Below are 20,659 nucleotides of genomic sequence, written 5' to 3' on the forward strand. Positions count from 1 at the left end.
GTAACCCCCCCCCCCCCGGGTGCCTGCCGACCGCCCCCACCGGCCGATCGCCATTGGTCTCCACCCACGCTTTCCAAATCAAATGCCCGGCTCGGGCGCTAGCCTGCGCGGGCCTTTTGGGCGCGTTCGCCTAGCCGGGCTCATTGAGGCGTTTCAGGAATTCAGCCAGATCTCCTTCGCGGGGCGCCCGGGCTAACAACAGGCACCTTGTCTTTGATGAGTTTCGCCGCGACAACCGCCGGCAGTGGCATGAAGCAATAGCCGTGAGCGACGGCTGCGTCGTGAAGATCTTGCAGCGTCTCGAACGCGTGATCGTGGGTGCCGAGCCAGAGCGCCGGGTCGTCGGTCACGTCGTGGGGGAACGCCTGCAGGAAATAGGTCCGAAGCGGCGGGTCGTAACCGATGACAGCGTCTGGATCCGAGCGGCCCTGTCTGGTGGCGGTGCCAGTGACGGTGATGGTGTAGCGGCTCATTGCAACCTCCTTTTGCCGGTGGCGAGCCGACCCTTGCGGGGCCGGCCACCGATGCCTCACTGGGGGTTGTTCCAGAGGATGACCTTCTTGTTCTCCTCGCCGCCCGGGGCGGGTGCAAGATTGCCGAAGATCACGCCGATCTCGGGGGCTTCCAGCTTGACCGAGAGGTACTCCTCGCCCGAACGCTGGGAGATGCGGTGCCAGCCGGCTCCGATCTCGAAGCCTGTGCGCTTGTTGACGATCCGGTAGTCGGGCGCGTCCTCGCGCGACTTGTTGGTGTTCGGGATGAGGGTGATCGGGGCGTTGACCCGGAGCGTGGCAAAGACGCCTTCCATCGAGCCGTCGGCCTTGGTGGTGAGGTTTGCGATCGTGGTGGCCATGGTAGTTCTCCTTCGGTTGCATCGGGACCATTCCCGATGGCGCCAAAGGAGAGGGCCGTCCTGCTGCGGTCATCTCGGCGAAAATTCTGGAAAATTCTGTTTGCCGAAAAATAGCGGGCAGGCCCTTCGCCTGCCCGCGGACAAAAACAGAAATCGAATTTTCCTGAATTTTCGCCGAGTGTACCCCCAACGGGGGTTGACCGCACAAAGCAGGCGGTCGTCTACAAAGGCGACATGAAACGGGAATGGCCCCGGATGCGGCAGATGGAAAAGAACTCAGGCCGCCATCGCTTGGCCGACGCAACGCTGCCGGATCGAAGGAACAGGCTTACCCCGCCAGCCTCTCGGGTCATGTCGTCGGCATCGCCAACACATCGAACAGCAGCATGGCGCGTGAACCGCCTTGCGCGTTCGGTATGGCGGCACAGCGGTTTCGAGATCGAAGCCGGCTGGCAGCGAACTTCACGCCCCACGGTGGCGATGCCTCGCAGCCAGGTTGAATGACCAAGCAAGCCAGGATGTACGACACGCTGCACCCGCTTCAGATGCGAGACGGGCAAGATGATTGTCCTGCACAACGCCCTGCGGCTCTGCGCGTGGGCCGGTCTCGAAAGGGGCCGGCTCCGGCCGTTCATAAAAGTGAGTAAGCGGCGCGGGGTCGGATCAAGCATATCGGATCGGACCGGCCGGGCTGTCGGCGGAACCGGGCGTACATCATCCTGGCAGCGCCAGACGCTCGTCCGCCGTCATGCGCGCTTCGGCTTGGCGGCGAATGTCCGGACCGGCATGGCGGAGCATGGCGCACCAGTCTTGCACATTGTAGGTCATCGCCATGCTGCCTCTGGCCAGATCGTAAATGACGCAGGGCTTGTTCGCGATGGCGAGCCGAAGCACGTTGACGGCCGTCCCGGGTGATGCGCCGTCCCAGACCATCATGCCAAAGTCGGCGCGCCGCGCCATCTCCCGGTCCTTGGCGGCGTGGACCCAGTATCCTTCGGCGCCCTCAGGAGCAGGAACATGGTAGGCAGCCCAGTCGCCAAGATTGTTGCGGGGTTCCTTGCCGGCATGGAAGACCCCGACATGCTCGTAGCCGTAGCCCGCGAGCAGGCCCTGCACCTCGGCACCGGCTCCGGGCGCGTCGCCAATCAGCACGCCGTCCTCGGCAGCAACGATTGCGCCGATGCGAGCGATAGCAGGTTCCGGCAGCTCGAATATCTCGCGTGATCCACCTATGAATATCATCGACATGGTGACTTTCCCTTCTCTCCGCGTCCCCCGCCCCGCGCCGGCCGCCCTCTCGCCCTGGCCCTGCGCGAGGGATCGTCACCCGAAGGCCGAGACGGCGAAGCCGGCTCGAGCGGCGGGAGGCCGCGACGAGAGCCCGGCCGCCCGCAGGCCGGCGCGCCCGGACCCTGCCGCTGCCGGAGGCGTTACGCGCGCGGAGCTACTGGCCTTTGTCGGCCAGCCAGAGACTCACGTCCTGGATCGAGCGCATGAGCACCGACGGATTGTCCCGCGCGGGAATGAAGCCCCAGCTCTGCCAGTAGCGCTCGGCCTCGGCGTTGATCGCCCGCACCACCACCGCGCGGCCGCCGACGATGCCGGCGCCGGCGACGCAGCGATGCAGCGCGTCCTTGACCAGGCCGCTGCCGATGCCTTGTCCGGTATAGCGGCGGTCGACGGCGAGTTGTCCGATCAGCAGGCAGGGGATCGGATCGGGCGGGCGTCCGGTGCGGATAGCGCGCGGTGCGCTGTTTGGCTGGATCACGCCCGGCGCGAGGCCGTAATAGCCGACGACTGTTCCCTCGTCGTGAACGACCAGGACGCGGGTAAAACCGCGGGCCTGGTTCCTTCGCGCGAAGCCGGCCTGCCAAGCGTCGAGCGCCGGCTTGCCGCAATCGAAGCTGTCGAGGCGGTGCGCGTCGTCGAGGAGTTCGATGCCTGAAAGCGCCACCTAGCGGTCCCAGGGCGGGGACCGGCGCAGCCGCACGGCCGCCTTCGGCGGCGACGCAGCGGCGGGGGCTGAGATCGCCTGCATGAAGGCGTCATAGGCTTCCGGGGAGACGCGGATGACGGCTTCGTTGAGGATGGCCGCCTGCGCCTTTTGGAGGGCTGCGCGCCGCATGAACTCCGTGCGCGATACGCCGAGCAGCTCCGCGCCGCGGTCGATGATGGTGAGATCATCGTCGCGAAACCGCATCGAGACGGATATCTTCCTATTTACGGTGGCGGCCATGGTTGCGTTCCTGTGCTGGAATGGACATACGTCGGTGAAATGCAGCATGACACCGGATTTGCGTGACGAAGCCATTCCTGTTCCTGGGACCGGCGTACAGGCATGCGGAAACGGCGGACTGATCCGATCCGAGGTATGCTCCCTGCCGCGAAAAGAGAACGTCAATCCAGACGGCTGACGCGGCGGCCCTCGCTGCGCGCTTCGATAAAGGCGCCTGCGATCTTCATCATGAATGCCTTGCTGAAACGACCGAGGGGCTTACCGTCGGATTCGATGTACCAGGAGCGTTCGGCAATATCGTAGTTGTATTCGTCAACCACGATCCAGCAGCGTTTGAGATCGGTCAGACCGGCGCGGCGGCACTCGATAGCGGAGACTTCCAAACCGACCCGATCGCTGGTCGGTGGCTGGGTGGTTATCGCCAGGAGCGCGAGATGGGTCAGGCCGTCTCTTGCGCCGCGCACAGCGATGACCACGCAGGTCGGCCGGCTCTTGCGGCCTTCCGTTTCGCCGCGCTCCTGTTGCCATGCCCAAAGATACGGGTAGGAGATCACCTGACCAGGCAGAAATCTACCGCTCATCATCGTATCCTTCCCCGCGCGCTAGTCGGTCGATCTCGGCGGCGAAGAGTTCCGTGTGTTCCTCTGGCATCTCGGAGACATGGTATGCGCGGCGGGGATCGCCGCCGATGCGCATCCGTTCGTAGTGCTCGTAGCTCATCAGCACGAACCGGGGTTTCCGGTGCTTGGTGAGAATAACGGGTTCGCGGCTGGCAACGTCGGTGACGTCGCCAACCTGCTTGTTGAGATCCCCGGTCGTGAACTGGCGCATGGCTGGCCTCCTTACCAATCTCCATATTATCTGGATTTTCTGGATTTGCAAGAAAACGGCGCTCACGCGCCGCCCTCCGCGAACCGCCACACGGGGATGCCGAGCCGACGCGCCTTGTCGGCAAGGTTGTCGGTAATGCCGGAGCCGGGAAAGACGATCAGGCCGTAGGGCACCACGGAGAGAAGCTGGTCGTTGCGGCGGAACGGAGCCGCCTTGGCGTGCCGGTTCCAGTCCGGCTTGAAGGCGATTTGGGTGACCTTGCGGTTCTCGGCCCAGCAAGCGGCGATGCGCTCGGCGCCGCGCGGGCTGCCGCCGTGGAGCAGAACCATGTCGGGATGCTTCTCGCGAGCCTTGTCGAGCGCGTCCCAGATCCGGTCGTGATCGTTGCAGTCGAGGCCGCCGGCGAAGGCGATCTTGGTCCCGGCTGGAACGAGCACCTCGGTTTCGGCGCGACGGCGGGCGACGAAGAAGTCTCTAGAGTCGATCACCGAAGCGGTCATCGCCTGGTGGCTGACCTTGGAGCCGGTGCGCGGCCGCCATGCCGATCCGGTTTGTGCCTCGTAGAGGTCGGCGGCCTCATCGCGCATGATTTCGAGCACGTTGCGGCGCTCTATATAAGTGATGCCCTCGGCAGTGAGCCGCTCCAGCTCGACGGACTTCACCTCCGAGCCGTCCTGCTCCTGCTGGCTCGAGCGCTGCGCCTCCTCGTTGCGGTCGAGGCTCCGGGCGACGCGCTCGGCGGCGCGGTGGAAGAGGTTTGCGAAGGACCAGAGCAGGTCGTCAAGATCGGGCTCGAGCCTGGTGTCGCCGAGCATACCGGCGAACGTCTCGACGATACCGGCGAGGCCAGCCCGGATCACTTCGTCGTCGGGAAGTGACCGGGGATCGGGTTCGTCCTGATGCGGGCGATGGCCGTACATCTGCAGTTCGAGGATGACGCGGTCGGTAGGCGAGGAGGCGTGGAAGGGCTCGTAGGCGTCGTCGAAAGGAAGCTCGTAGGTCATGGCGTGTCTCCGTCGGTTGTGGCCGCGCCCATCGCGGCCTGACAGCGCATCCCGGCCGCGCCCCGGGCGCGGCCGCACCGAAGGCCGGAGCGCGAGCGGCGGACGGCGCAGCCGTTGCGGCCGTGACCGGGGGATGGCAGGGGTCGCCTCTCAGGCAGGCCGCGGGCGCGGCCTCTCTGGTGGAGCGCCGCTATGTCTGTAGGCTATCCGGCGACACCGCCCCTGCCCGGCTACTCGCCCCGCCCGTTCATCCGGCCGACAGGAAGAGACGGGCATCCTCCGGGACGAGCTGATCATGTAGCCATGCTGCGAGGTGGGCCGGGCCGAGATGACGCAGATCGTCGTTGAAATCGCCGAGCTGCGGCCGCAACACCAGGGCGAGGACCCCTGACTCGCCCGCGCGCTGGCTGAGACGCTCGATGCCGTGCCGGCCGGCGGCGTCGGCATCGGCCGCGATGTAGAGGCGACGGCAGCCAGGTGGGAAGTTCAGGCCGGCGAGGTGATTGGCCGAGGTAGCCGCGGCCACCGGCAGCGCCGGCATCACAGTCCGTAGCGAGGCCATCGTCTCGAGGCCCTCGCCCGCGGCCATGATCGGTACGGGCGCACCGGGTTGGTGACCTAGCCAGATTGGGTTGCCAAGGAGATCCCCCAGCGAGCGGCGTGGATCCGCGAGTAGCGCCTTGCCTTGACCCGAAGGATCAAGCCAGGTGCGTTGCAGGCCGGTGATCTGCCCATCGAGATTGGTCACGGCGGCAATCAGCGCAGGAAGTGTATGCATCTCGCCCGTAACGAGATTCCTGTAGTAGCAGTCGGGATGGAAGCGCACGGCACGCTCATGCGTCGAAAGCAGAATGCCGCGACCGGCAAGATAGCGTTCGGCCAGCGTGCCGGCGATCGGCTGGGACATGGCGAACAGGCGACGCGCGGCCTCAGGGGAGCCGCGTTTCGCGGCTGGCTGGCACTGCGCGCCAAAGGGCTGAGACTGGTGCTGGGGCGGTGGCAGCGGCATGGAGAGAAAGCGACGCGCTTCATCTGCGATGTCACGGAACTCGACGAGGCCGCAATTTTCACGGATGACATCGAGCAGATCGCCGAATTCAGACGTCGCCTCGTCGACCCACCTACCCGCCGGGCCCCTAGCGTTTGCCCTCAGCCGCACATGCATGGAACGGCCGCGCGTGTTGCGGATATCGCCGACAATCCAGTAGTTGCCGGAGCGATGGCCGTTGCAGAGATATTCGCGGCACACCGCCTCGGCGTGTTCGCCAAGGCGGCGCGCCAGCTCGGAGGCCGAGGCGGTCATGATCGCCTCCCCTCAAACCGCCGAGGTACGGTCGGTGACCTCAACCAGCGTATGGCGATCGAGGAGCGCGGCGAGGATGGCGGATCCTTGCGCGGCCGTTGGGATGAACAGCCGGAGCTTCCAGGAGATTATTTCGGCGATCAGCCCCAGCGCCTTCAGCCGCGGAACCATGGCGTCGGTGAAGCCGATCAATTCGACACGGTAGTCGTTCATGACGCGGCTGCGGCGCAGAATCAGCCTATCGGCAAGCTGCAGTCCGATCCGCCCCTCGACAAGCCCGGTCCAGGCCTCGTCCGGTGCGAGCTTGGGTACATCGTCGAGCCCCAGATTGCGGAACATGGTCGCGACCAGAGTCGGCGCGATGTGGCGGCCGATGATGCGTTCGCCGGCATCGGTCTGGATCCGGTAGACCTGACAATCATGATCTGGCAGCCGACGCCAGATGGGCAATAGCAAACCCGTCACGATGTGAAAGGTGCTGGTGGTAAACTCCGGGACGGCGGCGACTTCTGCCTGCCACAGGTCGCAGAACAATTTTCGGTCGGTCGGCTGCCAGTGGGTTTCGGCAAGCGCGTCGAGACCGAAGCGCACCTCGTTCGTTGGCCGCAGCAAGCGCACGCGATACTCGACGGTCCCGTCGTCGAGCATCACGCTCGCCGTCGGCAGCCGGATCGCCGCACGGCTCGACCGCGTGTTGACCAACAGGATCGCTTGCGCCTCGGCCCGGACGATGGCCAGCGCGTCGACGAGGCCGAGCGGTCGGGTACGGTCCTTGCGCGCGACGGTCAGCACATGCGACTGCGCGCCCGAGACCGGGTGCGCGTAGACGGCGCGGCGATCGGTCACGACGATGCTCTCCGCCGTGATCGTCTCCAGTCCCTTGTCATAGTTTCCGGCGGCGATCGCGCCCTCAACCTTCGCCGTCATCAGTTGCTCGAACACTTCGAACAGCAGGTTCTGGGTCTCGATGCGCAGCGCCAGCAGGCGGTTGAGCCAGGTCGTGATCGGCGGCAGTTCGTCACGCAACCCACCCTCGTCAGTCGTCAGCGACAGCCCAGTCACGGTCTCGAAGGTCGTCAGCGAGCAGCCCTCGATCTTGCCTTGGTGCAACAGAAGATAGAACTGGCGCAGGGCAGCACGGGCATAGGGGCTTTCCAGATTGTCCTCGGAGCGGAACAGCCCTGCCCCGCCGGTCTGGCGCTGGCCGCGCGTGATCGCGCCCAGCGTGTCGAGCCGCCGCGCGATCGTCGACAGGAAGCGTTTGCCGGCCTTCACATTGGCGGCCATGGGCCGGAACAAGGGCGGTTGCTTCTGATTGGTACGGTGCGTCCGGCCGAGTCCCTGGATGGCGTTGTCGGCGCGCCAGCCGGCTTCGAGCAGATAGTGTTTGCGCAGCCTCTGGTTCCTGACCCCGAGATCGGCGTGATAGGAGCGACCTGTCCCGCCGGCGTCGGAAAAGATCAGAACGCTCTTGTCGTCATCCATGAACGCCTGCGTCTCGGCGAGATTGGCCGAGCCAGGGCGGTTTTCCACGGCCAACCGATCAATGCCGTCGCGGCCGGTCTTCTTCACGATGCGGCGCGAGCGGCCGGTCACCTCGGCAACGGTGTCGGTGCCAAAATGATGGATGATCTGGTCAAGGGCGCTGCCGACCGGTGGCAACGACGCAAGCCGCTCGATCAACTCGTCGCGCCGGCGAACCGCCTCGCGGCACTGGACCGGGTTGCCATCTTCGTCGTGAATGGGCCGCGAATAGAGGTTGCCTTCCGCATCCGAATATTCCTCGAACAACTGGGTCGGGAAGGAGTGCATCAAATACCCGCCGACATGCTCGCGCGGCGTCACATCGACATGCAGGTCCGACCATTCCTCGGTCGGGATCTCGGCAAGGCGTCGTTCCATCAGCGCCTCGCCGGTCGAAACGATCTGAACGACTGCCGCATGCCCGTCGACACGGTCCTGCTCGATCGCGCCGATCAGGGTCGGCGTCATCATCGAGGTGATGAGATGACTGAAGAAACGCTGCTTGGTGCTCTCGAAGGCCGAGCGCGCCGCCGATTTGGCGTTGCGGTTCAGCGTGCCGGCCTCGCTGGTGATGTTGGTCGCCTCGAGTGCGGCGGTCAGGTTGTTGTGAATGACCTGGAATGCATCGGCATAGGCGTTGTAGATACGGATCTGCTCCTCGCTCAGCTCATGCTCGAGGAGGTCATATTCGACACCGTCATAAGAGAGCGAGCGCGCCGTATAGAGGCCGAGCGACTTGAGGTCGCGGGCGAGCACTTCCATCGCAGCCACTCCACCGTCCTCGATCGCGGCGACGAATTCGGCGCGGTTGGCGAATGGAAAATCCTCGCTGCCCCAGATGCCGAGGCGCTGCGCATAAGCGAGGTTCTCGACGGCGGTCGCACCGGTCGCCGAGACGTAGACGACGCGGGCGTCGGGCAGCGCGTGCTGCAGCCGCAAGCCCGCCTTGCCTTGTTGCGAGGGCGCGACGTCGCCACGCTCGCTTTTGCCGCCAGCGGCGTTGGCCCTGGCGTGAGCCTCGTCGAAGACGATGACGCCATCGAAAGATTTTTTGGGTCCCGACGGGTTCTCTCCAATCCCTGTCTGGCTTTCTTTAATCCTCGTCTGGCTTTCGATCCTTCCCGCCGAGTTTTCCCCGTTCCCCGTCGGGCCTTCGTCCCTCCTCGTCTCTTGTCCGACCCAGTCGAGGATCTGGGCGATCCGGGATTTCTTGCCCTCCCGTTCCTGCGAGCGGAGCGTTGCGTAGGTCGTGAACAGGATGCCTTCGGCAAGGCCGATCGGTGTGCCCTGCCGATAGCGTGAGAGCGGCTGGACGAGGAGTTTTTCCTGGCCGAGTGCTGCCCAATCGCGCTGGGCGTCTTCCAGCAATTTGTCGGACTTGGAAATCCAGATCGCACGGCGGCGGCCCTGCAGCCAGTTGTCGAGGATGATGCCGGCGACTTGCCGTCCCTTGCCGCAGCCGGTTCCGTCACCCAAAAACCATCCACGGCGGAAGCGCACAGCGTTCGCAGCACCTTCTGGCGCGGCCGAGACGACATCGCAGGTCCCGTCAACCGTCCAGGCGCCGGTGAGATGGCCGCAATGGGCTTCGCCAGCATAGATGACGCTTTCGAGCTGGGCGTCCGATAGCAGGCCCTCGTCGATGATCGCATCAGGAAGAAGCGGCCGATAGGAAGGCTTCGGCGGTGCGACGGCGGCCATTGCGGCCGACTGGACGAGTGGCGTCGGATGCGGCTTGGCGCGGGGAATGTCGATCGACTGGAGCGCGTAGGGCTCGTAGATCGTATCGGTGATGCGACCGCCCTCCTCCGGCATCCAGTCGCGCAGTTCATAGGCGAGGGGGACAGCCGGCGTGCTGTTTGCCATGACCTGGCGGGCGGGCTTTGCCCGCGCAGTCGGGCGGACCGATTGGATGGCCTTCGGAGCAGCCGTTGAGACACCGAGGAGGGCGGCTCTCGCTCCCGATCGGGCACCCATGTGCATGGCGGCATTGCGCACGATGCCACTGGACAATGCACCGATCGAGTCCGGAAAGCCGCCCGGTGTCCGGGGCGGCAGATCCGTGATCCAGGAGAGCAGCTTCTCGACATCCTTGGCCTTGCCGGGCGACCGGACGAAGTCGGTCGGGTCGGCGACCGGTACCTTGTCGATAATTGTCAGGCGGGTCTCGGCTGTCGTCCCATGGCGGGCGTAGACACGGCCGTCGATCGCTGCGGTGAAGATGACGGTGCCCTGCTGCTGCAGCCGCTCGAAGGCGGGCCGCCATTTGGGGTTTTCGGGAGACAACCCGGTGCCGGTCACGGCAACGAGGCGTCCGCCTGGACGCAGGCGTGCGAATGCGGAGGAGAGGTGCCGCCATGCCGCATCGGCGACGTGGCCGTCGACATGGGCGCCGACGGTGAAGGGCGGATTCATCAAGACGACGGACGGCTTGATCGCAGCATCGAGATGATCGTCGATATTCGCAGCGTCGTGCCGTGAGACGGGGAATCGGGGAAACAGCAGGCCGAGGAGATCGGCCCGCGTGCCGGCAAGCTCGTTGAGGGCGATCGAGGCGCGCGCCATCTCGGCATGGACGGCGAGCAGACCGGTGCCGGCCGAGGGTTCGAGCACGAGGTCGCAAGATGCGATCGCCGCAGCGTGCGCTGTGACGAAGGCCAGCGGCAAGGGCGTGGAGAGCTGCTGCATGGCTTGGCTCTCATCGGAGCGCCGTGTGTGGGTCGGAAGAATTTCGGCGATGCGTTTCATCATCGCCAGCGTTGCCTGCGGCGTGGTGGACCGGGACAGAACCGCAGGGCCGAACCGGCGCAGAAACAGCACCTGGGCGACTTCGAGCGCCTCATAGGCGTCCTTCCAGACCCAGAGCCCTTGTGCATCGCTGCCGCCGAAGCTGTCCATCATGGCGGTGCGCAGTGCGGCGGTGGTGACAGCCTTGCCCTGTTCGACGAAAGGCAAAAGCCGCATTGCCGCCTGGTGGATCGCCTGGGCGATGGCGTCTTGTGCCGGCGCGGCGAGGGAAGCAGCCGTCCGGGCAACGGTGGATGTGGTCGAAACAATGTTCATGGCGATGTCCTTTGCGAGAGGGGAGTGGCGCCCGCGGCGGCACTCTCTCCGCGCCAGCCGGGCCGCACTTCTCCGGCTCCCCTCTGCCTCTGGCGCCGGTCCACACGGGTTGCGCTCTGTGCAAAGTCGTGACTCAATGCGCGGACAGGGATGCGGCGGCGACCTGGAGCTGCGGAGGAGATGCGACGGTTCAGAATTGGTCGTGCGGTCTACGAGGAGGGAGCGCCTGATCTGCAGGCGGCGCTGGCGAACGCCTATGCCCGCACCGAGCGTCCGCTATGCCTGTGCCGCGAGCCGGGCTGCCCGATGTACATCGCCCGCATCGGCGACCTTCATCTGATCAAGCGCATGCCGCTGAGCGGCGGCGGGCATGATCCATCCTGTGATTCCTATGAATCCCCTTACGAACTGTCCGGGCTGGGCGCGCTGATGGGCAACGCGATACAGCTCGATCCGCAAAGTGGCATGGCGGCGCTAAAGCTCGATTTCAGCCTGTCCAAGACGGGGAGCCGGGCAGCGTCCGTGCCTGTTGGCGAGAGCTCCGCGACTGTAACCGGAGACCCCAGGAGGATGTCGCTGCGTGGCCTCCTTCATTATCTCTGGCACGAGGCCGAATTGACGGTCTGGACATCCCGATGGGCCGGCAAGCGACATTGGTGGAATGTCCGCTGGCACCTTCTTGATGCTGCGGGGCAAATGACGGTGAGGGGCGGACCGCTCGCGGATATCCTGTTTGTGCCCGAGCCATTTCGCGCCGAGAACAGGCAAGCGATCGAACATCGCCGCAACGCGGTTCTCGGCATGGCGCTGCCGCCGAAATCCGGTCCCCGAAAGTTGCTCGTCCTGGTTGGCGAGGTGAAGGAGATCGTGCCCGCCCGCTCCGCTCAGAAAATCGTCATCAGGCACCTGCCCGGCTTCCCCTTCATGATCGACGATGCATTGCATCGGCGTTTGCAGACACGTTTCGAGAAGGAGTTGTCGCTGTGGGAAGCGGATTCGAGCTCACATCTCATATCGATCGCAACCTTCGGACTGAACCCGGCCGGCATCGCCACTGTCGAAGAAATCGCGTTGATGGTGGTGTCCGAGAACTGGATTCCTTATGAGACGGTCCCGGAGAAAAGGCTCGTCAATGGGCTTTCCCGTCTTCGCGAGAAGAGCGTGAAGGGATTGCGCTATGACCTGCAACCCGACCAGCCGATCGCCAACGCGTTGCTTCTGAACAGGGACGAGCCGATCGCGCTCTTTGTCGTTCCGGCAGGAGCAGACGAGAGCTTCGAAACGTCGCTCAACAAAATGATCGCCACGCGTCCGGAGATCGGCTCTTGGGTGTGGCGGGTCGGCGAAGGCGATATGCCGCCGCTGCCGCTCTGAGCTTCGGCGGAATTTCCGGCGATGCTTCAGTATGTCTTACGCAAGGCCCAGCTTCTTCTTGAGCTCGGCATTTTCCTTGCGCAGTCGGTCGGCAAGCAGATTCTTGAGGCGCTTGTTTTCTTCTTCGAGCGCGACAAGATCGCGGAGATCGCCGCTGTCTGCGGCTGGCGCTGCAACCTTCTTCCACTGATAATAGGTCTGCTCCGAAATACCGGCCTGACCTGTGGCGCTCTTGATGCTGGCGCCGCCACCAATCAACTTCTCGATCTGGCTGAGCAATTGGCCGCGTTCCTTCACGGAGTAGATCTTGCGCGCCTTGCGAACTGTCGCGGGAGGGTCAGTTGCTGCAGGCGCGGACTTGATGGCCGCCTTTCGCGCAGAAGCTTTTGGCTGGGCCTTGGCTGCTTTCGATGCCCTCTTCTTTACTTCAACTGTTTCTGCTTTCGCAGGCAATTCGATGGTGGTCTGCACTGATTCAATTCCCCGGGATTCGGCCATAAGGTGCTCCGCTGGCGGTTTATACCCATCCTCAACATCAATGGGTGCCACGTCAGAGTCAATAAGCTGTCGATCTGGCAATTCCATCTCCTTCTCAGACACTCTCGTCGTTTCAGCGACAATTCCGGACAGGTCGACGTCGCCCCAGATCGAGTGGCTCTGCTTGGAATTGCGCCGCTTCTGTTTGACCTCCACGACAAATGGACGGGTCTGATGCTTCATTGTCTCTTCCTTGGTGAGAACGACTTGGGTCAGTCGATGTGTCGTCGCATGGTGAAGCTACGGATCTATTGGTCCTCGCCCCACATTTCCCGGCGAGCCTTACCGGACAAGGCCATCGACGGGCAAGCGACGTTTGAACCAGTTCGTCTTCTAACAACCGTTTTGACCGCGCGTCCAAGCGACTTCGTTCGAGCAAGGCACCGAAATATTGATCGTTCGACTTATAAGCGGCGGCCCGCTGGCGTCGTCCGACATTTTGCGCAAGCCGATTGCAATTGCCGTTCTTTTGCGGGCAATTTCTCTTATGGCGGCGGATGAATTGGATGCGGTGGTTTTCCAGATGGCGGTCGAAAGCGTCCGCGCGCTACCGATCAGCTTCAGCGAAAAGGCGGAGAAAATAGCCGCCATAAGCCGCGGCGCCCTGCTTTTCGACGTCCGGATCGATGGTGATGCGGCGATCCAGCGGGTCGCAGCCATAAGATACCAAAGCGATCAAACGGGCGTTCTGGCTCTGGAGAAGCAAGGGCTCGTGACCCGTCATTGCCTGATAAACGGTGCTTTCTCAAGCTTCATCGGGCCATTGGAGGCCTGGACCAGCCAGCCACTGTCGACGCAGGCAAAGACGGATATCGCAGGCCATGCCAGCCTTTTCATCGGTGCCTTGCGAAATGCGGGTTATATGCGGCTTAGCTAACATTTGCTTAAAATGCATCTGTGGATATTTGCACCCCATTAGCCCCTGCATGGCACGAAAGCTGTGGGCGGCAATGACGGAGCGAGCGGTGACCAGCGACTTATCAGCTGCCCGTATCCATCTAGAGCGTGCCTGTTACTATCTCCAGGGCACTGTCCACACGAGGGTAGAGGCAAGGCAGGCTCTGGATCTGTTGATCGAGGCCGTCGCGGTGGCCGAATGCTCGCACCCGGTTGCGGAAGCCGTGCCGTTCCGAAAGGGTTTTGCTACTGCGCCGCGAGCCGCTGACTAACCACCTTTGATGCGGTCGACATTATTAGTGGTAATGCCGATTTCGTCGATTGCAGCTGCCTAGCCTGCTGATCGAACCGGGCGCAGAATTCAGCCTTCCCCGTCTCGCGCGACCGTCGTGCGGCGTCGGGCAGCCTTTCGGGTCGGAACATTTGCAAGCCGTTCGGCCGCTGCCTCGACCGAAGCAAGCGAGGTCGGCGACTGTCGGCGCACCGGGTGGCGTTCGCCGGTGGCGATGCCGATCCGGAGCGCCCATTTCGGCCGAGTAAGCGGAGTGCGCCTCGTGCGGAGGTTTCGCTGCCGACAAGGGGGCTTACGAACGGTCCGCATCATCACCTCCCCTGCGTGAGTTTCGGAGCGGTAGCGAGACCGATAAGAGTTCATCGATCTCCTTATCGGAGAGGTTCTCAAGAAGCTTGAGGACAGTGCCTTGCGCACCGGCGTTGACGAGAATGGTGGGCTTGCCTCGGTGTTCGGCCGGCCAGGCATCGGGATCCACATTGCCGGCAATGCCCTTGAGGTCGGGATGCGTAGCGTTCCAGATCGCTTCGAGCTTCTCCTCACGTGTCATGCTGTCGGCGGCCCCTGTTTCATGAGCGATGATGGCTGCGCGCATGGCGTCCGGGCTGCGCTTGTCGGAAAGATCGCAGAAGCCATGGAACCAGCGTTCACGAGTACGGATCCTGACCGCAAAAAAGACGCTGGTGACGTACCCGGCCTTGTATTCGGACATTCCAAACATGCCGGTGCGCATGAAAAGCGGCGGCAAGAGGCCGAGCATGAAATGGTATGTCGAGGCTGTTATCTCGAACCATTCGCCGGCATAGGGAGTGCCCGACAAAGGATCGATGCCGGGCGTATGGCGATGCCTGTCGAACAGCTGAAACATCTGTTCGCGGCTGGCGATCCCCTCGCGGACTTTGCGGAAAGCTGGATGGTCGGTCATGGCTTTGCTTCCAGAATGGCCGAGCCGACCGCTCGCGCGACAAGACGCGGGCAGTGGACGATCGGCGGATTGAAGGGAAGTCCGGCGCCCCGTGGAGCCGGAGGTGAGGCTGCATGGTCAGGCTACGGCGCGGAGCCGAGCTGGATGAGTCGATCTAAAGACGGTGGTCGGTGGCGACGGGGCCAACCGCTGCGTATTGCCGGCCCCGCTCAATCGCCGGTGTCAATCGAGTTGGTGCTCGCGCACTAGGACGCCGCGAGCAAGATGTCACCAGTCATAGGCGGGCAGACCGTCCACCTGGTCGGCGTCGCAATCGAACAGGATGTATTCGCAACCTTGCCTGCGCGCCCAGGTCATGACGTCGAAGAGATCGGCGGGAATGGCGTTCTCGCCGGGGCCGGAGTTCTCGTCGTGTGCGTAAACGAACCATCCGTATTCGGCATAGGGCCCGCCGGCGCATGGCCAGTCCTTCGCCGGGGTATGGTCAAGCCGTTTCGCGGTGGCTTCCGAAACATGCGCCGTGGAGACAACGACGAACTTGTGGATCTCGAGGTCCTTCATCGACCGGGCCCTCCGATTTGACATGGCGACAAGCGCCGCCGAGCGACTTTGCGCCGGCGATACCACCGGGTCATTGGTTGCGAGGGGAAAGGCCAGGCGGCGCGGAACCCGGATGCGCTCGAATTCTCAGGACCGACGCCTGTGATCGCGTGCACCGTCGCGGCGAGTGCAGGAATGTCATCAAGCATGGTGAGCGCGACAAAATGGTTGGAGCCGCCGGTGTAGTCCTCCCGGCTCTTGCACGTCCGGATCATGATACCGTGGCCGGAGGAAAGCCCGAACTGGCCGATCTGGATGTAGGCGCGATCGTGGTGCAGGGTGACTTCGCCTGATACAGCCACTCCGGCCTTGTTGGAGCGGATGTCAAAGCTGCCAGGCGAAAGACCAAGCTCGGTGGCGAGCCTCCTCAATCTTGCACGTGCCGTCGTGTGAAAGCGTCTTTTTTGCTGCTCATCATAGGAACAGCTCTTTTCCCACTGGAACATAGAGATCTCCATGAAACGAGGCATACCCGGCATGCGGGTGTCCGCGTCGAAACAAGATGAAAGGCCCGGCTTGAGTGCCGGGCCTTGAGCGGAATGATGGTGTGACTTATTCGGCGGCGTGGAGCTGATCGTTCTCGTCGCCGTCTTTGGCCACTGGCTCACCGGTTGATGGCCGGGCGTCAGTTTCAAGGAACGCCGGCAGATCACTCACGGTCTCGTCCGGATGGCCGGCGAGCGTGCCACCGTCCGCCGATTGATCGACGGGCTCGGAAGTGCCGTCGCCGGAAAGACGCAGCGGTTCGGGCAGCCAGTTCGACCCCTCAAGAAGACGGGCCGCTTCACGGGCCATGATGTCCTTCTTCATGTGGTCGATCAGCTGTGCGGAGTCTGCGCCACGAGCTTCACGGACAGCCTGTAGAATCCGCGCCTTGGTGAGCCGCCCGAGGAACTCGACCGTAGGCGTCCAGCCGGCGTCGACCATGTCGAACTGAAGCGAGCGACCGAGCACATCTGCATGCTCGAGCGCCTTCCCTCGCCTATTCCAGGGTTCGACCACCGCATTGAGGGTCAGCGAGACGCAGTGCGCGAACAGCGCCTTACGGCTTGCTTCGTCGAGGCCGAGAAGGAAGTCCCACAGGCCTTCCGCCTCATCGGGCAGATCGCGGTCCCAGGCTTCGTGCCGCTCGGCGATCTCTTTGGCCCAGGATGTCTCGGCAAGACCGTCGACCTGGCTGAAGCTGCCGCTCTTCAGGCTGATCTCCAGGCACGTGTCCGGCGCGAAGCGATAGAAGACCTGCAGGACGAAGGCATGGAGTGCGGCGACGATGGCCATGTCGACGTCACCGGCGAGCGCGTTGCGCAATGCCAGCGTCCGCTGCGCGGTCAGGTCGAAGACGAGCCGATCGGGCAGCGGCTTGATGCCATCGTCCTCGCCGTCGTCGCCAGAGCCGTCACCCACCGGCTTGCCGTTGACGACAACACCTTCGCCATCGTCGTCGTCATTGGATCCGGTTCCGCCGTCGGCGCCCCCTTCTTCGCCTTCATCGACATCGCCGGTTTCGGCCCGCGGCTCGTCCTCGGACCGCACAAAACCGGCGTCGACCTGGAGCTTGCCGTTCGCGGCAAGCGTAACGAACACACCGGCAATGGCCTTCTGGGCGGAATCGTAGCTTTGAGGGCGATCATCGATCGCATCGAGCTCGGCGCCCAGCTGGTCGAGCTTCGCCTCGATTGTCTCGTCGGCGTCCTCGGCCCGGGCATAGTCCGCATCCAGCTTGTCGTATTCGGCCTTCAGCGCGTCGTAGCGTTCGATCTCCTCGGCGCTCAGTTCCTGCGCTTCGGCGTAGATGCGCCGCATGCCGGAGGTGTGGCCATAGGGAAAGCTGATCGCCGCCTCGACCCATTTCCAGCCTCCGGCGCGGATCGCCTCGGCATCCACCTTGAGCTTGTCGAAGACGAGCTGCTCGAGGAGCGCCGCATCCTGGAACCAACCGCCGGCATCCTGCTCGAACAGGTCGCGAAGGATGACGCCGCCGGCCGCCTCATAGCCCTCGGCGCCGACATAGACGGCACGGCGATCATCGGCCCGGACCGTAGTCTCAGTCAGCAGGCGCCTGATGTAGTATGGTTCCTGCATGTGCGAGCTGGAAATCCGCTCCCAGACCTGCTCCTGGCGCGCGTGATCGTCCGAGATCGAAAACGCCATGATCTGTTCGAGCCGGATTTCGTCCTTCTCGTAAAGATCGAGAAGTTTCGGTGACACCGAGGCCAGCCGCAGGCGTTGCCTCACCGTCGCCGGCGACACGAAGAAGCGGGCGCCGATCTCCTCCGGATCGAGGCCCTGATCGCTGAGCGTCTTGAAGGCCCGAAACTGGTCGAGCGGGTGCAGGTCGGCGCGCCGCAGGTTTTCGGCAAGAGAGTCCTCTTCGGCCGAGGTCTCTTGCCCGCGGTTGACGATGCAGGGGATTGGCTCGTTCTTCGCCAGGCGCTTTTGCTTGATGAGGATGCCGAGCGCGAGATAACGCCGGCCGCCGGCGGGCACCTCGAACGTGCCCGTCTCCTCGCCCTCGCCGCCGAGCACGGGACGGACGTTCAGGCTCTGGATCAACTTTCGCCGTCCGATGTCTTCGGCCAGCTGCTCGATCGACACGCCGTCCTTGATGCGCCGGACATTCTTCTGCGACAGCGTTAGCTTGTCATAGGGAATGTTTTCCGCGGCGTTCATTGCAATCTTCTGAATGGCGTTCTTTGCCATGGTCAGGTTCTCCATGACGGGCGGCCCGGGGCCTCTCCCCGAACCTCCAAGCCCGTCAGCAAACTCCCCTCCCCCTCTGCCTCCAAATCTCACGCCGGCGCTGCCCTGCCTGGCTGCCGCAAAGCTTCGCTGGACTGCGGACGGCAGAGTGACTATATATCTTCCATCAATGTGGAAGGATTACTGTCATGCCGGGGTTTAGTACCGAAGTGCTCACCGCCAATGAGGCGGCGGCGGTAACGCAGGTGCCGCTCAAGCAGGTGCATCGCATTATCGATGCCGGATTGCTACACGGCCGTGTCGAGACACGCCGCGGCAGCCGCGTCATCATCGGAGCCGGTCTCGTCGGCCTACGCCTCGCCTGGCTGACGGCGGAGACGCTGACGCCTGCCGCGCGGCGGCGGATCGTCGAGCACGCCATTGCCGATGATGCTGCGTCCGTGGTCGCGGACGATCCGCTTAAGGTCGACCTGAAGCCGATCACCGCCGGGGTAAGGACCGGCCTCAGCCGACTGAGGAAAGCCAAGGCCATGGTGGCGCGCGATCCAGCGGTACTTAGCGGTCATCCGGCCTTTGTTGGAACACGCGTGCTTGTTCATGACGTTGCCGACATGCTCGCCAATGGCGATACGCCCGAGACGATCCGTGCCGCCTATCCGCAACTGACTCTCGACCAGATCGGGCTCGCGGCCGACTTTGCGCTCGCCTATCCGCGGCGTGGCCGTCCGCCCGTCAAGCCGGCGTGGCGCAGCACGGCGGCGAAGTCGACACGCACAATCCGTCTCGACGATCTGCCAGCCGTTTCGTGAAATTCCTGATCGACGAATGCCTAAGCCCAGAGCTTGCGAAACTGGCGCGCGAACGTCGAGCCATGTGCGCTGGCTGGGCCTCGCAGGCGCCAAGGACCATTTGGTGACCCGGCGCGCGGTCGATGATGGCTATGTGCTCGTCACGCACAACACGACCGACTTTCGCGACCTCTATCGCCGCGAGGAGCTGCATGTCCGGGCTGGTCGCCTTCAACACCGCCCCTGGCCTGATGAGCCTCGATCTCCAGCGCCGGCTCGGCGCAAAAGGAAGAAGCTGGCGAGCGCGAGCACCACTGCCGTGACATCGCCGATCATATGGTGCCATGCCGCGCTTATCGAGCGCATGGCGGCATTTCCGAGGGAGCCGGCAAAGCCGGCCAGCGCCGCGGCAGCGCTCATCACATCGGAAAGGAAGACCGAGACCAGCAACGCGATCGGGAGAGGAATCAACATCGCCTGGATTGGGTGTCCGCCAATCTTGGCGGTAGTAGCGACGCCCAGGAGGTGATTTGTCTTTGGCATATCTACTAACATCGGGTTCAGCCGAGCGTTCCCGCGGCGAAGAGACGTCCATCGTCGCAGCGAGCAATCTCCTCAAGGCTGACTGAGATCCGCCCAGAGCGCGTCTAGCGCTCTGTCACCAGGAACGCTCAAACAGGCGACGCAGGGCAGACATGACCGTTGGCCAACACGCAAGAACAGACGCGGACGCTCAGGGAAAGCCAGCCCGTGAAGCGCGCGTGGCACCGACGTCGGAACCCCGCCCAGAGGTGCGGACTTCGTCTGTGGCGACGGCTCCGCGGCACGGTCTGCAGCAGGGGCCGGCATCGGGGCGCTCGGTCCACTGGTTCCGCGGGCGGAGTAGTGCGGGCGCCGCATTGAAGGGCACAGCTGGCGGCGGTGTTGCGCCGGATAAGTCAGCGGTTCTCAAGCCTGCCGTGCCGATCAAGAAATCGGTCACTCCGGACTACATTGTCAGCCTTGAGGACGGGAAGAAGTTCAAGTCGTTGAAACGCCATCTCGCGACCCACACTACAACCTGACGCCCGGCGAATATCGCACCAAATGGGGCCTGCCAGCGGACTACCCGATGGTCGCGCCGAACGATGCCGCAGCGCGCTCGGCATTGGCCAAGACGATGGGACTCGGCCGAAAGCCGACAGAACCGGAAAAGCCGGCGCCGGTGAAGCGGACGCGCAAGAAGACCGCGGCCTGATTGCTGCAGATTCATCGGCCTACGTAGTCCGGACACAAAAAAGGCGGGAGTAACCCCGCCTTTCCTTTGCAAAGAAGGCTTGCAGCAATCTGCTGCGCCGGCCTTCCGATTGAACCATATTCCCGCGCGCTCTTGTCGAGCGACTGCCAGTACATCCGTGACTTGCCGCGTCGTTCCGGCTTGTGCCGGGCCGCGCGAGAAACAATTAGCCTGCTTTGCTGAGATTGCCCGCTGAGGACTTGCCCGTACGGCGGTCCTGCTCGATCTCAAAGTTAATCTTCTGGCCATCGACGAGGGTCGAAAGACCCGCGCGTTCGACAGCGGAAATATGGACGAAAACGTCCTGACCACCATTATCGGGCTGGATGAATCCAAAACCCTTGGTGCTGTTGAACCACTTCACGGTTCCAGTCGCCATATGCGTATTCCTTCGTAACAATTGCAGCGTGATCCGGCGATGAAGCCGAACCGGTTCATATCGAGACTTTGGAGATA

At 63.6% G+C, this 20,659-nt stretch carries 20 protein-coding genes and 2 pseudogenes; 5 read left to right on the plus strand and 17 right to left on the minus strand.

Going from position 1 to position 20,659, the window contains the following annotated elements; all coding sequences use genetic code 11:
• Window positions 1-161: 161 nt before the first annotated feature.
• The 10 genes from NKH03_RS29060 to NKH03_RS29105 all read right to left on the minus strand — a co-directional run bounded on the left by NKH03_RS29060 (window position 162) and on the right by NKH03_RS29105 (window position 10,814).
• A complete protein-coding gene (locus tag NKH03_RS29060; RefSeq protein ID WP_352972275.1) occupies window positions 162-473 on the minus strand; it encodes a hypothetical protein in 312 nt (103 codons plus the stop codon).
• Window positions 474-529: 56 nt separating this feature from the next.
• Window positions 530-853 carry a DUF736 domain-containing protein gene (locus NKH03_RS29065; RefSeq protein WP_006205585.1) on the minus strand — a complete coding sequence of 108 codons (324 nt, stop codon included), beginning with the start codon at window positions 851-853 and terminating at the stop codon, window positions 530-532.
• 714 nt (window positions 854-1,567) lie between these two features.
• On the minus strand, window positions 1,568-2,101 hold the full coding sequence (locus tag NKH03_RS29070) for a hypothetical protein (RefSeq protein WP_352873117.1): 534 nt from the start codon (window positions 2,099-2,101) through the stop codon (window positions 1,568-1,570).
• Window positions 2,102-2,297: 196 nt separating this feature from the next.
• Window positions 2,298-2,807, minus strand: a complete 510-nt coding sequence (locus tag NKH03_RS29075) for a GNAT family N-acetyltransferase (protein WP_352873115.1) — start codon at window positions 2,805-2,807, stop codon at window positions 2,298-2,300.
• Entirely contained in the window at window positions 2,808-3,164 is a 357-nt protein-coding gene (locus NKH03_RS29080; protein ID WP_352873114.1) for a type II toxin-antitoxin system TacA family antitoxin, read from the minus strand.
• A gap of 86 nt (window positions 3,165-3,250) precedes the next feature.
• A complete protein-coding gene (locus NKH03_RS29085) occupies window positions 3,251-3,670 on the minus strand; it encodes a hypothetical protein (RefSeq protein ID WP_352873121.1) in 420 nt (139 codons plus the stop codon).
• Window positions 3,660-3,920, minus strand: a complete 261-nt coding sequence (locus tag NKH03_RS29090) for a type II toxin-antitoxin system prevent-host-death family antitoxin (RefSeq protein ID WP_057143280.1) — start codon at window positions 3,918-3,920, stop codon at window positions 3,660-3,662. Before NKH03_RS29090 ends, NKH03_RS29085 begins: the two co-directional genes overlap by 11 nt.
• A 62-nt stretch (window positions 3,921-3,982) precedes the next feature.
• On the minus strand, window positions 3,983-4,924 hold the full coding sequence (locus tag NKH03_RS29095) for a DUF2493 domain-containing protein (RefSeq protein WP_352972277.1): 942 nt from the start codon (window positions 4,922-4,924) through the stop codon (window positions 3,983-3,985).
• A 247-nt stretch (window positions 4,925-5,171) separates the two neighbouring features.
• Complete coding sequence (locus NKH03_RS29100; RefSeq protein WP_352972279.1) at window positions 5,172-6,227, minus strand: DUF7146 domain-containing protein; 1,056 nt, start codon at window positions 6,225-6,227, stop codon at window positions 5,172-5,174.
• Window positions 6,228-6,239: 12 nt separating this feature from the next.
• Complete coding sequence (locus NKH03_RS29105; protein ID WP_352972280.1) at window positions 6,240-10,814, minus strand: strawberry notch-like NTP hydrolase domain-containing protein; 4,575 nt, start codon at window positions 10,812-10,814, stop codon at window positions 6,240-6,242.
• A 180-nt stretch (window positions 10,815-10,994) separates the two neighbouring features.
• Here NKH03_RS29105 and NKH03_RS29110 point away from each other — a divergent pair, with 180 nt between their 5' ends.
• Window positions 10,995-12,188 carry a DUF1173 domain-containing protein gene (locus NKH03_RS29110; RefSeq protein ID WP_352972282.1) on the plus strand — a complete coding sequence of 398 codons (1,194 nt, stop codon included), beginning with the start codon at window positions 10,995-10,997 and terminating at the stop codon, window positions 12,186-12,188.
• A gap of 36 nt (window positions 12,189-12,224) precedes the next feature.
• On the opposite strand, the gene NKH03_RS29115 is transcribed toward NKH03_RS29110, so the two are convergent.
• On the minus strand, window positions 12,225-12,908 hold the full coding sequence (locus NKH03_RS29115) for a transposase (protein WP_352873108.1): 684 nt from the start codon (window positions 12,906-12,908) through the stop codon (window positions 12,225-12,227).
• Between the two features lie 304 nt (window positions 12,909-13,212).
• On the opposite strand from NKH03_RS29115, the gene NKH03_RS29120 reads away from it, so the two are divergent.
• Window positions 13,213-13,602: a hypothetical protein gene (locus NKH03_RS29120; protein ID WP_502911038.1), complete on the plus strand. Its 390-nt coding sequence runs from the start codon at window positions 13,213-13,215 to the stop codon at window positions 13,600-13,602.
• A gap of 604 nt (window positions 13,603-14,206) precedes the next feature.
• Here NKH03_RS29120 and NKH03_RS29125 read toward each other — a convergent pair.
• The 4 genes from NKH03_RS29125 to NKH03_RS29140 form a co-directional block, all read right to left on the minus strand.
• Window positions 14,207-14,839 carry a DUF1419 domain-containing protein gene (locus NKH03_RS29125; protein WP_352873105.1) on the minus strand — a complete coding sequence of 211 codons (633 nt, stop codon included), beginning with the start codon at window positions 14,837-14,839 and terminating at the stop codon, window positions 14,207-14,209.
• 267 nt (window positions 14,840-15,106) lie between these two features.
• Window positions 15,107-15,400, minus strand: coding sequence for a DUF5983 family protein (locus NKH03_RS29130; protein ID WP_352873104.1), 294 nt, complete (start codon window positions 15,398-15,400; stop codon window positions 15,107-15,109).
• Window positions 15,397-15,885 carry a hypothetical protein gene (locus NKH03_RS29135; RefSeq protein WP_352873103.1) on the minus strand — a complete coding sequence of 163 codons (489 nt, stop codon included), beginning with the start codon at window positions 15,883-15,885 and terminating at the stop codon, window positions 15,397-15,399. The genes NKH03_RS29130 and NKH03_RS29135 overlap by 4 nt, the downstream gene beginning before the upstream one ends.
• 106 nt (window positions 15,886-15,991) lie before the next feature.
• On the minus strand, window positions 15,992-18,139 hold the full coding sequence (locus NKH03_RS29140) for a ParB/RepB/Spo0J family partition protein (protein WP_352873101.1): 2,148 nt from the start codon (window positions 18,137-18,139) through the stop codon (window positions 15,992-15,994).
• A 188-nt stretch (window positions 18,140-18,327) separates the two neighbouring features.
• On the opposite strand from NKH03_RS29140, the gene NKH03_RS29145 reads away from it, so the two are divergent.
• Both NKH03_RS29145 and NKH03_RS29150 read left to right on the plus strand, forming a co-directional pair.
• Window positions 18,328-18,948 (plus strand): DUF433 domain-containing protein, encoded by a 621-nt coding sequence (locus NKH03_RS29145; protein WP_352873100.1) that lies wholly within the window; start codon window positions 18,328-18,330, stop codon window positions 18,946-18,948.
• 16 nt (window positions 18,949-18,964) lie between these two features.
• Window positions 18,965-19,120 (plus strand): annotated as a pseudogene (locus tag NKH03_RS29150) (DUF5615 family PIN-like protein); the annotation flags it as partial.
• Window positions 19,121-19,158: 38 nt separating this feature from the next.
• Here the strand turns inward: NKH03_RS29150 and NKH03_RS29155 are convergent.
• Complete coding sequence (locus NKH03_RS29155) at window positions 19,159-19,401, minus strand: hypothetical protein (RefSeq protein WP_352873122.1); 243 nt, start codon at window positions 19,399-19,401, stop codon at window positions 19,159-19,161.
• Between the two features lie 422 nt (window positions 19,402-19,823).
• Between NKH03_RS29155 and NKH03_RS29160 the strand changes: the two are divergent.
• Window positions 19,824-20,164: pseudogene (locus NKH03_RS29160) on the plus strand (Ros/MucR family transcriptional regulator); the annotation flags it as partial.
• A 205-nt stretch (window positions 20,165-20,369) separates the two neighbouring features.
• On the opposite strand, the gene NKH03_RS29165 reads toward NKH03_RS29160, so the two are convergent.
• On the minus strand, window positions 20,370-20,582 hold the full coding sequence (locus NKH03_RS29165) for a cold-shock protein (RefSeq protein WP_282753690.1): 213 nt from the start codon (window positions 20,580-20,582) through the stop codon (window positions 20,370-20,372).
• Between the last annotated feature and the right edge of the window lie 77 nt (window positions 20,583-20,659).

It is taken from the genome of Mesorhizobium sp. M1406 (genome assembly GCF_040317555.1).
Taxonomy (GTDB): Bacteria; Pseudomonadota; Alphaproteobacteria; order Rhizobiales; family Rhizobiaceae; genus Mesorhizobium.